This is a genomic window from Pseudoalteromonas sp. DL2-H2.2, assembly GCF_021532535.1.
Classification (GTDB): domain Bacteria; phylum Pseudomonadota; class Gammaproteobacteria; order Enterobacterales; family Alteromonadaceae; genus Pseudoalteromonas; species Pseudoalteromonas rubra_A.
The window spans coordinates 1-13,305 of the sequence record NZ_JAKGBD010000019.1; the positions used below are offsets into that span (position 1 = coordinate 1).

The window sequence follows — 13,305 nt, forward strand, 5'->3', positions numbered from 1 at the left end:
CATCTTCTAGCAAGCTAGAAATGTTACCGCTCGACTTGCATGTGTTAGGCCTGCCGCCAGCGTTCAATCTGAGCCATGATCAAACTCTTCAATTAAAAGTTTTTTGTTTGAAGTAAACTTCAAACCATGCTCAATGAATTCTGATTTTGTCTGTTTCTACTTTTAAAAAAGTAAAATCAAAACGAATTGACTATGTTAGTCACTCAGTTCAGTTGAGACTCTAAATTTTTGTGCGTCATTCAGTAAAACTAAAATCGGCTGTTAGAACTCAATCTGTACGAGTGCCCACACAGATGATTGCTTCATATTTTTAAAGAACAGTGCGACTTAATGTCGCTGCGCTGTTAGCGCTGAGGGTTGTGCATTCTAATCACTTCCCATTTTATGTCAACACTTAATTTTGAAAAGATTCAGAATCAAGTTTTATTTGACTCCCAACTCGTTGGCTCGTTGCTTTTCAGCGTTGTGCCCCGTGTCGGTGGATGCGCATTATAGGGAAATCGAAACTCAGCGCAACCCCTTTTTTGAAGAAAAGTGAGAAAAACGGCGCGTTCGGACAAAATTACAGCAAAGCGGGGGTTTTTGATACTTTATGTACAAAAAGAGCGCTTAATCGCGCTCAATTTTCAATATCCAACCGGCTTTTTCCTGATACCCGGCCTCTGACTCCAGCTCACTTCGCATCAATGGATGCTCATGTAGCCAATCTCCTGGTAAAGTCAGGGTCAGTGTTTCAGGCTCGGTTGCCGTAATATAGAGATCAGGTAGTACATCATCTTGACGGCGCATTGATAAAATCACTGCAACCCGGAGTATCCTGACAAGCAACTCAATCAACCCTTGATGATTACCAAACTGAGAAAGCAAACTTTCTTCGACATCAAGTCGGTGATTACCGACTAAAGCGACTACCATCTGCTTTTGTACTCGCGAATATCCCGGCATGCCTGTGTGCTTCAAAATGTAGGCACTGTGCTGGTGATAAGACTTGTAATCAACGACCAGGCCAATCTCGTGCATAGATGCAGCTGCGCTCAATAAGTCACAGGCATTTTGAAAGTCAAACTGCATCGGAGCTTCGAGCTGCTTCAGTAGTATTTTACATATCTCAAAAACACGTGCCGCCTGGCTAGTGTCAACATGATATCGCGACATAAAACCATCAAGCGTCCGTTTACGAATATCAGCCTGATTGAGTTGATCAATCATGCTATATAGGACACCCTCACGTAATGCACCGCCAGCCAGACCCATTCGCTCAATCTGTAATGCTTCAAAAAGCGCTATCAATATCGCCAACCCGGATACAAATACCAGGCGGCGCTCTTCGCTTAATCCCGGTAGCTCAAGCTGCTCTATGCTTTTGAACTGGATTGCCTGCTTGCGAATTGCCTGAAGCTTGTCCAGAGTCAGCAATTCATCTAAGCCAAGCGCAGCAAAGATCTCCTGAATAGCCTGTACCGTGCCGGATGCGCCAATCGCCAGCTCCCACCCGGCAGTTTTGTATTGTGTTGTGAAAGGTGCAACGACACTATGCGCAGCCGCTGTGGCCGCAGCAAAATTTGCCTCACTCAGTGCGCCATCAGAGAAGTAACGCTCCAAGTAGGTAACACACCCCATATTCAGACTGTGGTATAAGTGCGCTTCAAAACCTTGGCCAATGACTATTTCTGTACTTGCACCACCTATATCGACAACAAGTTGTCGCCCCTGACATGCGGAGGTATGTGCAACGCCTTTGTAAATAGAGCGCGCTTCTTCTTCACCACTAATAATAGAGATAGGATGACCAAGAATTTCCTCTGCTCTAAGCTTAAACACATTGGCATTGGTCGCCAGACGCAAAGTTGCAGTCGCGACAATACGAATATTTCCGGCCGGAATATCCTGAAGCCGTTCGGCAAACAAAGATAAACACTCCCAACCTCGCTGCATCGCTTCTTCACTCAGCAGGTTTTGCTCATCCAGGCCTGCGGCCAGGCGTACTTTACGTTTTACTCGCCCGATTGTATGCACGCCGCCGGCCATATGTTTTGCGATCAGCATATGGAAGCTGTTTGATCCTAAATCAATCACCGCATACACATTTTCGTGTGGAGATTTCTGAACCACGCTCACTAACCTCTATTTACCTCTACCAAAACGCCCGGCTAGCTGCGCGGGCGCGATTTTTGGTAACTACCTTGTCGGCGGTTATTACCGCTGCGATTACCGCGCTGACCGGATGGATTTCTGCGCCTTTGTTGTCTGGCTGGCGCTTTTATATCATCCAGTAATGCTGACTTATCGTAGTGAGAAACCGGAATTGCATGGTCAATGTATTCTTCAATCTCATGTAAGTTGTAAGCATATTGCTCACAGGCAAAGCTAATTGCATGCCCTGATGCACCCGCTCGGCCAGTACGACCGATACGATGCACGTAATCTTCGCAATCGTCTGGTAAATCAAAATTGAGCACATGACTCACTTCAGGGATATGTAAGCCCCGCGCTGCAACATCCGTCGCAACGAGCAGATCTAACTCACCTTTAGTAAACCTAGACAAAATCGACAAACGTTTTTTCTGATTCACATCACCGGTTAGCAGTCCCACCCGGTGTCCATCATTTTTCAGCCACTCATAGACGTTTTCACAACTATGCTTAGTATTGGCAAATACAATGGCTTTGTCTGGCCACTCTTCCTCAATCAGGGTGAGCAGTAAAGGAATTTTGTCCTCTTGCGAGGGATGGAACAATTCTTCTTTGATCCGTTTGCCTGTTTTTACATCCGGCTCTATCTGCACATGAATAGGGTTGTGCATGTGTTCAAAAGCCAATTCCTGCACGCGATAAGACAAGGTTGCAGAAAACAGCAGGTTCAGACGTTGCTGGGTATCCGGCATACGATTGAACATATAACGAATATCTTTAATGAAGCCCAAATCAAACATGCGATCCGCTTCATCCAGTACAACAACTTCAATGTTATTAAGGTTATAGGCACCTTGTTTATAGAAATCGATCAGGCGTCCGGTCGTGCCGATTAGGATATCCACCCCTTTTTCTAACTGCGACCGTTGTTTTTCGTATTCTTCGCCACCATATACTAAGCCAAGCTTTAACCCACACGCCGGCGCCAATATTTGTGCGTCTTTGTGGATTTGGATCGCAAGCTCTCGTGTCGGTGCCATGATCAATGCACGTGGCTGACCGGCAACCTGAGCGTCAGATTGGCTTTGCAACAGTCTATGGCAAGTCGCAGTTAAAAACGCGAGCGTTTTACCTGTTCCTGTCTGAGCCTGACCGGCAATGTCTCTGCCCTCACTAATGTAGGGCATGCACTTTGCTTGGATTGGCGTACAGTATTCGAAGCCACTCGCTGTCAAACCGGCGACCACTTCCGGCGCTAAAGCAAAGTCGATAAATTTTTTATTGGTCAAATGTGTCTTAGTCATAGCAATTAAGCATAACGTTTAAACTTGCAATAAGAAACAAGAGTGTTTAAATACGCATTAAATAATTGACCTAATTCTAACGGAGAGCGCAATGAGCGACAAAATTATTCAACTAACTGATGACAGCTTCGAAGCAGACGTGCTTAAGTCGGATACCCCTGTACTGGTAGATTTCTGGGCTGAGTGGTGTGGTCCTTGTAAGATGATCGCCCCTATCCTGGACGAAATTGCAGACGAGTTCGAAGGTCGCGCGACCGTAGCTAAGCTTAATATCGACCAAAACTCGCTAACACCGCCTAAGTTCGGTATTCGTGGCATCCCAACTCTGCTTCTGTTCAAAGACGGTGCTGTAGCAGCAACCAAAGTTGGCGCATTGTCAAAAACACAATTGATTGAGTTCCTTGAGAACAACATCTAACTGATCACTGATTAATGGCACCGGCATACGCTGGTCGCCAATCAGTCACAGTCTAAAGACATCAGGTAGCGCCATTTTGGCCTGCCTGATTAAATTTGTATAAAGACTGGACGACTGCTCCCCTAGCTGCTAACTTATAGAGCCACTAACCTAAAGCAATTTCAATTCAATCCCTCGTACCACGAGAGAACAACTTTTAAATAAAGAACCCACCAATATGCATTTACGCGAACTGAAAGACAAGTCAATCAATGAGCTTGTAAAACTTGCCGAGTCTATGGGGCTCGAGAACGTTGCCCGTCTGAGAAAACAAGACATCATCTTCGCCATCTTGAAAGCGCACGCTAAAAGCGGCGAAAACATTTATGGCGGCGGCGTGCTGGAAATTCTTCAGGATGGCTTCGGCTTTTTACGCTCATCAGAAGCCTCCTACCTGGCAGGCCCGGATGACATTTATGTTTCGCCCAGCCAGATCAGACGTTTTAGCCTGCGTACAGGCGACAGCATCAGCGGTCTGATCCGCCCACCAAAAGATGGTGAGCGTTACTTTGCGCTGCTGAAAGTAAACGAAGTTAACTTCGATAAGCCAGAAAACTCCAGAACTAAGATCCTGTTCGAGAACCTGACGCCAATTCACGCCAACGAACGTATGGTGATGGAACGTGGTAACGGCAGTACAGAAGACATCACTGCGCGTGTTCTGGACCTGGCTTCTCCAATCGGTAAAGGTCAACGTGCACTGATTGTTGCACCACCTAAAGCCGGTAAAACCATGCTGCTGCAAAACATTGCACAGTCTATTTCTTACAACAACCCAGATGCAACACTGATGGTACTGCTGATCGACGAGCGTCCGGAAGAAGTAACAGAAATGCAGCGCCTGGTACAAGGTGAAGTAGTCGCCTCAACGTTCGATGAGCCAGCAAGCCGCCACGTGCAGGTTGCAGAAATGGTCATCGAAAAAGCGAAACGTTTGGTTGAGCACAAAAAAGACGTCATCATTTTGCTGGACTCTATCACGCGTCTTGCTCGTGCCTACAACACAGTGATCCCATCGTCTGGTAAAGTACTGACAGGTGGTGTCGACGCTAACGCACTGCACAAGCCAAAGCGCTTCTTCGGTGCTGCACGTAACGTAGAAGAAGGCGGCAGCCTGACTATCATCGCTACAGCCCTGATCGACACGGGCTCTAAAATGGATGAAGTTATTTACGAAGAGTTTAAGGGTACCGGTAACATGGAACTGCACTTAAACCGTAAGATTGCTGAAAAGCGTGTCTTCCCGGCCATTGACTTTAACCGTTCAGGTACGCGCCGTGAAGAACTGCTCACAAAACCAGATGAGCTGCAAAAAATGTGGATCTTGCGCAAAATTGTCCATGAGATGAGCGAAATCGATGCAATGGAATTCCTGATCGACAAGCTGTCAATGTGCAAAACCAATAACGAGTTCTTTGACTCGATGAAGCGTAAATAACCAATCGCTTGAACAGAAAAAGCCTGCTTATGCAGGCTTTTTTTATGCACTCGTTGCTTGGAACTCTCAAGGGTGTGTTCTATATATAAAAGGATACGTAAAAGACATTGGAACGCGAATAAGGACTCGCTCCTTATCCTGCAAGTCCGATAAAGGAACCCATACCCATGCGTTTAGTAGCCAGTGCCATGGCCGTGACGACAGTGAACATAGCCGCCGTGCTGGTCTGTACCGCCATCTTTTCTCTCCCCCTGACTGTCACTGCCACTTTAATCACCATGATGCTGGTTGCGTCTGTGCTGATCACCGTGTGGCTAGATAAAAAACAAGAAAAGGGTGCCTATTTACAAAGCTTTGTCAGCGCACTACATCACCAGGACACCATAGACCTCACCTTTCGTTTTGACGAACAGGACAAAACGCTGCCTAAAGCGTGCCTGGCCATTAATGCCAGTATGGCCATGATGGAACACATTATTGGCGAAGTCTATGCGTCTTCTTCCCGTCTGACCCCTATGGCCGACAACCTGCGCGATACCTATGCCTCAATGACACAAAAGGCCACCATACAGCATGCCCACGGTGCGGATCTCGCCACGGCCATCAATCATATGCTGACGGTATCAAGAGAGCTGGATGACAGCCTGGAGAAAATTTACAGCTCAGTCGAAAACGCCACACAGGCGGTCAAAAAAACACGTATTGATACTGACCGCAGCCAGCAAAGCCTGATGACGCTGGCGACGAATATTCAGGCCACCAGTGAACAAATTGCGGCACTGAAAGCAGACAGCGACGCCATTAGTTCCGTCATTGATGTGATTAATGCCATTGCTGATCAGACCAACTTACTGGCGCTCAATGCCGCTATTGAGGCAGCTCGGGCAGGTGAGCAAGGCCGGGGCTTTGCCGTGGTCGCCGACGAAGTACGCAGCCTGGCCGCACGCACCAGTCAGTCAACGCAGGAAGTACGGACCATGGTCAATAAAATTCAGGCCGGCACAGACAGTGCCCATGCACTGATGCTCACTGCACTGGAAGAAACCGATAAAACGGTCAGTTTATCAGAAGCCTCCACCAAAGAAGTCGACCAGATAGAAGGCGCCATGATTGAAATAAATGCGATGTCACACAGTATTCACGACCAGGTCAGCCGGCAAAAGGCGGTCTCAGACGAAGCACAATCGAGCATTGAGTCTATGGTTGAACTCAACTCGGATGCACTATCTGCCTCTAAGATCCAGGCCGTATCGAGCAGCGATCTGATTAACCTGGCCGCAAGCATTCATGAAAAGCTGTCAATTTTTACAGCCCAGCGACCTGAACTGGATATGTCCCACCGCACCGACACCAGTCGCTACAACTATGATACAGAGTCGAAGGCGGTGTCGAAACCAGGCCACACTACACAGCCTGACCAGCACAGTGAATTAGGTGACATCGAATTGTTCTGAATAACTGCACACCTTGAGTTCATCACACAAGATCAGAAACAAGTCCTGATACAGTGCGGTTTGTTGTTGCTTCAGCGCTGTTTCAAATTGCGAGGCGACATCGGCGATATGCACAAACTCGAACATACTCGCTGCGCCATTCAATTTGTGGCAATGATGCTGCAGGGCTTGCCAGTCCTGCTCCTGCCACAGATCAATCAGCTTATAGCGCTCTTGTTCCAGCGTTTGTGCAAAGCTCTGTTTGAGGTCACTCATATCGATCGCCAGGTCCAGTGCCTGTGAATCACTGGTATGGCGTAAAGACTTGGCAAGCGTCTGATATAACAGCTCGCGGTTAATCGGTTTGCTCAGGTGCCCACTGAAGCCCTGGGCCAGATAATCTTTGATTTCATGCTCCATCACATTGGCCGTCAGTGCATAAACGTCACCTTCAAAGCCTGCCTGGCGCAGTAATTGTAGCGCTTCCAGGCCATCCATCTGGGGCATCTGAATGTCCATCAACACCACATCCGGGTAGGCGCTGAGACAGCGCTCCACCGCTTGTCGTCCATTGCTGACCGCATCCACTTCCAGACCCATTCTCTGAAGCATACGGACGATCAGAGCACGATTATCATCATGATCTTCGGCCAGCAACACAGTGCCGGATAAGCGTATTTCTGAGGCCGGTAGCAGAGCATCGTCAACCCTGTGAGCCTCTTCGCCTGTTTCACTGCCCTGACTTAAGCGTGCACAAGGCACTAACAGCGTAAACTGGCTGCCCTTATCCACTTCACTGTGTACCGAGATCTCTCCTCCCATCATTTTAGCTAGATGCTGTGACAGACTGAGTCCTAATCCTGAGCCGCCAAAACGGCGGGTGATGCTATTGTCTCCTTGCTGGAAACACTCAAAAATCCGTGCCACCTGGGACTGAGACATGCCAATACCGCTGTCCCGGACGATAAAAATCAGGCCATCGTCATGTTGTCTGATGAGCAGCTCAACCTGCCCCTGGTGAGTGAACTTCACCGCATTGCTGAGCAGGTTAATTAAGATCTGTTTCAGCCGCACATAGTCAAGCCGCACCAGGTAGGGTGTGGGCAAGTCATTTTCGACCAGTAAGGCAAGCGATTTTTCCATGCAGGGACGCTGGAACATATCGCAGACATCCGCCAGTAAATTCTCGATGGTAAACTCGGTGTATTCCAGCTCAAATCGCTGCGCTTCAATTTTACTCAAGTCCAGTACATCGCTGATGAGATCCTTAAGATGATTGCCCTGACGTGCCACCACCGCCAGAGAGGACATCAGGTGAGCATCATGTGCATAGTCTTGCTGCAAACTCTCCGCATGGCCCAAAATAGCCGTCAACGGGGTGCGAATTTCATGGCTGATATTAGCCAAAAACTGGCTCTTCACCTGGTTGGCATTACGTAACTCATCCGCGCTCTGTTGTAACTGTGCGGTGCGCTGCGCCACTTTTTTGCTGAGTTCAATTTTCGCCCGCCGCTCGTTCGCGCGATGATAAAAGGCAAACACAGAAATCAAGGTCAGACACAAGATCAAGCCACTCATCCACAGCAACTGATTGCGCTGCTCGTCTTGCAACTTTTGCAGCTCCTGCGCTTGCTTCATCTTTGCCAGCTCCTGGCTTAACTGACTTTCTTCAAACTTGCTTTGGTATTTATTCAGGCGAGTGATCAGACCTTCATTTAGCAAAGAAAACTGTAAGTCCCGGTAGTGATCCAGCGTTTCTGCCGCAGCCTGCATCTTGCCAGTGGCCGCCTGCACCAATGCCAGCAAATGCAGAAATTCACGCTCCCTGAGTCTGTCTCCCAGCGTACGGGTTAGCGTTAAACCCCGTTCGATACTCACTTCGGCTCCGCTGATATCACCACGCATTAACTGTAGCCTGGCCGTTGGGTGCAAAGCATGCATGACGCCAGCCTGATTGTCGGCCTTTTCGGCATAGTACATGGCAAAGTTCACTTCCTGCCCCGCCGTGATGTAATCGCGAAGCAGCAGGCTGAGTTTTGCCATATTGACGTATTCGAATGCCAGATGGCGCGTATCATTGATGCTGTGATAGTATTCTACGGCGGCTTTTACCGCGACGCGCGCCAGCTCAGGACGGTTTGACTCAGTATAAATGACACCCAGGTTCCCCTGCGCCAGCGCTACACCATACTGATCTCCCAGGCGCTCAAACAAGGTCATCGCGCGCTTGAGTAACTCTTCTGCTTTGTCATAGCGAAACTGGCGAATATACACCCCGGCCAGATTCAATAACATGTCAGCTCTGTCTTGCTCGTTACCGTGTTGTTCATACAACATGTATGCAGCCAGATAATGCTCCAGTGACGCTTCTAAGTCGTGGATCTGGATAAATGACATCCCCAGATTATTATGGATATCCGCGCGCTCAATGGGGTTATCTCTTTGCTCTGCCACACTCAGCGCCTGCTGATAGTCGGTCACCGACGCGGCATAGTCTCCCTGGTAGAAGGCGCTGATCCCTTGCATCTTAAGTGCATGATACAAGCTGTCAGACAACTGCTCGCTGCGACTTGAGGATTCAAGTTGTTCAAAATAGCGGATCGCCATGTCGTAGCGTGCGCTCTCCAGGGCAATTTTTCCGATCGCTGTCAGGGTGGCGGCACGTTGCACGGGGCCGAGTTCATTGTGCTGTAACAAGCGCTCAGCACTGAGCACTTGCTCCTGCCAGTTTGGCAGCTCTGATAACGCGTCAATTTGCGACGCAATCGCTGGTTTGGCGGCAGACGTATCAGCATGGCCCAGCGGTGACCATATACCCACTATTAGCACTGTGGTCACAGCCCACTTAAAACCCTTTATCATCCCTGCCTGCCCCGTATTACTTGCAATCAACGCGTCAAAAAATAAGAATTGAACAAAGAAGATACACTATGTTTACAGGCGGAACAATGTTGAACCCCCTCCTTGATGCCACATTTAGGATAATCACCCGTGAGCGTGCCACGCAGCTACACCGGCTGGCAGCCACCCTGGATGCCGAAATCGGCCTGCCAACGCTGGACAGCGACCCGGATAAAGACCTCTTTAAGCGTAATTTTTTGTTGATGAATGCCCTGTATCAACTGCAACAAGAGGTTGCTGAGCAAGGCTATTATCTTCAGGTTGAGGCAATGGATATCCGCCTGAGTGAGCAGTCCCTTCCGTCTGCATTACAAACCCGGGATCCGCTCAGAGAATATTATTTAGATTGGTGCAACTATGATACCAGCAAAGAGGAAGTGAACGCGCTGCTGGGTCAGTTTTGGCAACGCTATCTGAAAGTACCCACCCTGGCACCACAGCAGCACAACGAATTAATACAGAAGTGGCAACTGCCCAATCCGTATTCACGGCGCCAACTGAGTAAGCGCTGGCGCACGCTGGCTTTTGCAGCCCACCCGGACCAACAAGGGGAGAGTTCAGCGTTTGTGCAGCTGCAACACGAATACGAACAACTTAAGTACTATGCCCATGCGGAAGAATAACTACAGGCTCATCCGCTTGGCTTTAAATTTACGCCCCTTGAGCTTGCTCTCCTGCAGTTTTCTGAGTGCCGGTTTGACACCTTCTCTGGCCACGGCGACAAACGCCTGATGGTCCAGTAAATCGATATTGCCAATCAGGCTGGCACCTATCCCTTGCTCCGACGTCAGACATCCGACAATGTCCCCGGCGCGCAGCTTGTCTTTTTTACCACCATCGACCTGCAAGGTAACCATTGGGGGTTTAAAGACCGGCTTGTCGAGCAGGCTCAAAGGTGGTGGCGTTGCCGGTTCAAACGTTTGCTCGTAGATTTCACCCAGTTTGGCAACTTTAAAGGCCTCATTTTCGCCATATAGCGAACAGGCGAGTCCCTTCTTGCCACCGCGCCCGGTACGACCCACCCGGTGCACGTGCGTTTGTGGATCCAGCGCCATATGATAGTTAACCACCATATCTACATCTTCGATATCCAGACCCCGTGCCGCGACATCGGTGGCCACCAACACCGAAGCACTTTTATTGGCAAAACGGATCAATGCACGCACCCGCTCGGCCTGGTCCAGATCGCCATGCAGAGTCACCACATTGACGCCACAGCTTTTGAGTTCACTGTACAGCTTCTTGGTCTCAACTTTGGTATTGCAAAAGGCAATACAGCTGACCGGCTTGTAATGCTGCAATAACAGGCGCAGTGTGTTAAATCTCAGTTTGTTGTTTTTGAGGGCAAAAAACTGCTGTTTGATCTGCCTGTTAAGGGTCTCTTCTTCTCCTTTGACCATTACAGGTTCACGCATAAACTGCTGTGTCAGCGCTTCGATGTCCTGCTGATAGGTGGCGCTGAACATCAATGTCTGACGCTCCGGCGGCAGATAAATTGCGATATTTTCGAGCGCTTCAACAAAGCCCATGGCCAGCATTTGATCGGCTTCATCCAGGACCCAGGTTTGCACCTGAGTCAGGTCAAGCGTGCCCTTATACAAGTGTTCTTCAATCCGACCCGGTGTGCCAACCACAACGTGCGCACCATGCTCCAGAGAGCTGATCTGCGGCCCGATGGGCTCACCTCCACACACTGTGAGTACCTTGATATTTTGCATGCTACGCGCCAGCTTGCGGATCTCTGTAGCGACCTGTTGCGCCAGCTCGCGGGTGGGCGCCAGCACTAAGCTTTGGATCACCTGCTCTTCGGCCACCAGTTTATTGAGCAAGCCAAGGCTAAAGGCCAATGTCTTACCCGACCCGGTTTTTGCCTGAGCAATCACATCCTGGCGGGCAATAATGGCGGGCAATGCCTGCGCCTGAATGGGTGTCATGGTGGTAAAACCGGCTTGTTGTAAACCAGTTTGCAGATGGCGGGCCAATGGCACTTGATTAAACGACTGAGTCACACTATTACCTCGGATGAACTTAATCCGCCAAGTTTAGCAAATCCCGCATAGCGCCGTCACTTCAGTAAGCAAAAACGCCCGTTCACCCCGAAACAGTTTAATTTAGCAGCAATTGTTGCGACAATCTCAGGCGATATAAATTACCAAGGGTTACTATGGATCAGATGATACGCTTTACGCCTTTTAGCAGGCTAAGCAGCGCTGCCAAACACTGGCTGTTACCACTGTGTGCATTAACCGTCAGTGCGGTTGCACAGGCGCAGGAATTCACGCAAACACAACTCGAAGACGTCGCTAAAGTGCGCACACTGGCGAGCCAGAGTGATTTAAGCTGGCAGTTACTGGAGTCGCTGACAACAGAGATTGGCCCGCGCCTGCCTGGTACAGAAAATGACAAGTTAACGGTGGCCTGGGCAGAAAAACACCTTAAGCGCTTGGGTTTTGACAAAGTCTGGCTGGAAGCCGCGACCTTCCCTGAATGGCGCCGCTATCACGAATCGGCGAAACTGATCGCCCCCAGTGAACAGCCTCTGCATATCACCGCGCTGGGCAACAGTATCAGTACACCCGAGCAGGGTCTGCGTGGCGAGGTTGTATTGTTTGAAACATTCGACGAACTCAAAGCCGCGCCGCCGGGCAGCCTGAAAGGTAAAATTGCTTTTATCAACTACAGAATGAACCGGGATATCGATGGCAACGGCTACGGCCCGGCCGTTCAGGCACGTAATAAGGGCGCCGTAGAAGCCGCCAAAAAAGGCGCCATTGCCTACATGATGCGCTCGGTCAGTACCGCCCATCACCGCTTTGCTCACACCGGCGGCAGTCATTACGATGATCAGGTAACAAAAATTCCAACGACCGCCATTGCAAACCCGGACGCCGATCAAATCGCACGCTTGCTCAAACATGGTCACACCCCGCAGGTCGAAATCAATATTCAGACCGAAGATTTGGGTGAAGGCACCAGCTTTAACGTGATCGGCGAAATCACCGGCTCGGAACATCCGGACCAATACGTGCTGCTTGGCAGCCATCATGATTCCTGGGATCTGGGCACAGGTGCGCTGGACGACGGGGCCGGTATGGCGCTGACCATGGCGGCGGCCAAGCACATTGCGTCTGTGACCCGCCCCAAGCGCAGCATCCGGGTAGTGCTGTTTGCCGCCGAGGAGCTGGGATTATGGGGAGCAAAAGCTTACTTTAAACGCCATCAGGACAATCTGACGCAGATTGTTGCCGCTGCCGAATCCGACTTTGGTGCCGACGTGGTATATGCCTTTGAGTCCAATGTGAACGCCGCTTCTCTGCCACTGGTACGCGCCATTGCTGAGCAGCTGAAACCGCTAGGTATCAAATATATTGGTGCCAACCGCGCGCGCGGTGGTCCGGATCTGATCCCATTAAATAACCTGACCTCTGCGCCGATTTTCGATCTCCATCAGGATGGTACTGACTACTTTGATTATCACCACACGGCCGACGACACGCTGGATAAAGTCGACCCGGATAAACTCAAGCAAAATACCGCCGCCTATGCCGTCTTTGCGTTGATGGCAGCGAACGGCAAAACCCGAATGCAGGGTAAGTAATCGTCGCTTTATTGGCGCGACGGACTCTGCCAAACCGGCAC

The 13,305-nt window shown here is 49.7% G+C and carries 9 protein-coding genes and 1 rRNA gene; 5 read left to right on the forward strand and 5 right to left on the reverse strand.

Annotation, left to right across the window (positions count from 1 at the left end):
• From L1285_RS21375 to rhlB, 3 genes are all read right to left on the reverse strand, one after another.
• Nucleotides 1-95 (reverse strand): 16S ribosomal RNA (locus tag L1285_RS21375); the annotation flags it as partial.
• Between the two features lie 514 nt (nucleotides 96-609).
• Nucleotides 610-2,112, reverse strand: coding sequence for a guanosine-5'-triphosphate,3'-diphosphate diphosphatase (gene gppA / locus L1285_RS21380; protein WP_328285075.1), 1,503 nt, complete (start codon nucleotides 2,110-2,112; stop codon nucleotides 610-612).
• A 38-nt stretch (nucleotides 2,113-2,150) separates the two neighbouring features.
• Complete coding sequence (gene rhlB, locus L1285_RS21385; RefSeq protein ID WP_046005853.1) at nucleotides 2,151-3,437, reverse strand: ATP-dependent RNA helicase RhlB; 1,287 nt, start codon at nucleotides 3,435-3,437, stop codon at nucleotides 2,151-2,153.
• 91 nt (nucleotides 3,438-3,528) lie between these two features.
• Here rhlB and trxA point away from each other — a divergent pair, with 91 nt between their 5' ends.
• From trxA to L1285_RS23940, 3 genes are all read left to right on the forward strand, one after another.
• Nucleotides 3,529-3,855, forward strand: a complete 327-nt coding sequence (gene trxA / locus L1285_RS21390; protein ID WP_010387092.1) for a thioredoxin TrxA — start codon at nucleotides 3,529-3,531, stop codon at nucleotides 3,853-3,855.
• A gap of 217 nt (nucleotides 3,856-4,072) precedes the next feature.
• The gene (rho, locus tag L1285_RS21395; RefSeq protein ID WP_010387091.1) at nucleotides 4,073-5,332 is read left to right on the forward strand and encodes a transcription termination factor Rho; all 1,260 of its coding nucleotides are present in this window, start codon (nucleotides 4,073-4,075) and stop codon (nucleotides 5,330-5,332) included.
• 167 nt (nucleotides 5,333-5,499) lie between these two features.
• A complete protein-coding gene (locus L1285_RS23940) occupies nucleotides 5,500-6,786 on the forward strand; it encodes a methyl-accepting chemotaxis protein (RefSeq protein ID WP_328285077.1) in 1,287 nt (428 codons plus the stop codon).
• Here L1285_RS23940 and L1285_RS21405 read toward each other — a convergent pair.
• A complete protein-coding gene (locus L1285_RS21405) occupies nucleotides 6,763-9,627 on the reverse strand; it encodes an ATP-binding protein (RefSeq protein ID WP_235414260.1) in 2,865 nt (954 codons plus the stop codon). The two genes, L1285_RS23940 and L1285_RS21405, sit on opposite strands and share 24 nt — an antisense overlap.
• An 86-nt stretch (nucleotides 9,628-9,713) precedes the next feature.
• Between L1285_RS21405 and L1285_RS21410 the strand changes: the two genes are divergently transcribed.
• Nucleotides 9,714-10,289, forward strand: coding sequence for a DNA-J related domain-containing protein (locus tag L1285_RS21410; protein WP_235414261.1), 576 nt, complete (start codon nucleotides 9,714-9,716; stop codon nucleotides 10,287-10,289).
• Here L1285_RS21410 and dbpA read toward each other — a convergent pair whose 3' ends face one another.
• Nucleotides 10,290-11,675, reverse strand: coding sequence for an ATP-dependent RNA helicase DbpA (gene dbpA, locus L1285_RS21415; RefSeq protein ID WP_209053122.1), 1,386 nt, complete (start codon nucleotides 11,673-11,675; stop codon nucleotides 10,290-10,292). It lies immediately after the preceding gene.
• Between the two features lie 155 nt (nucleotides 11,676-11,830).
• On the opposite strand from dbpA, the gene L1285_RS21420 reads away from it, so the two are divergent.
• Entirely contained in the window at nucleotides 11,831-13,264 is a 1,434-nt protein-coding gene (locus L1285_RS21420) for a M28 family peptidase (protein WP_235414262.1), read from the forward strand.
• Nucleotides 13,265-13,305 lie beyond the last annotated feature (41 nt).

Coding starts and splice junctions, on each gene's coding strand:
- rho (WP_010387091.1), top strand. CDS start 4,073: ATGCATTTACGCGAACTGAAAGACAAGTCAATCAATGAGCTTGTAAAA.
- trxA (WP_010387092.1), top strand. CDS start 3,529: ATGAGCGACAAAATTATTCAACTAACTGATGACAGCTTCGAAGCAGAC.
- L1285_RS21420 (WP_235414262.1), top strand. CDS start 11,831: ATGGATCAGATGATACGCTTTACGCCTTTTAGCAGGCTAAGCAGCGCT.
- L1285_RS21410 (WP_235414261.1), top strand. CDS start 9,714: ATGTTGAACCCCCTCCTTGATGCCACATTTAGGATAATCACCCGTGAG.
- L1285_RS23940 (WP_328285077.1), top strand. CDS start 5,500: ATGCGTTTAGTAGCCAGTGCCATGGCCGTGACGACAGTGAACATAGCC.
- L1285_RS21405 (WP_235414260.1), bottom strand. CDS start 9,627: ATGATAAAGGGTTTTAAGTGGGCTGTGACCACAGTGCTAATAGTGGGT.
- rhlB (WP_046005853.1), bottom strand. CDS start 3,437: ATGACTAAGACACATTTGACCAATAAAAAATTTATCGACTTTGCTTTA.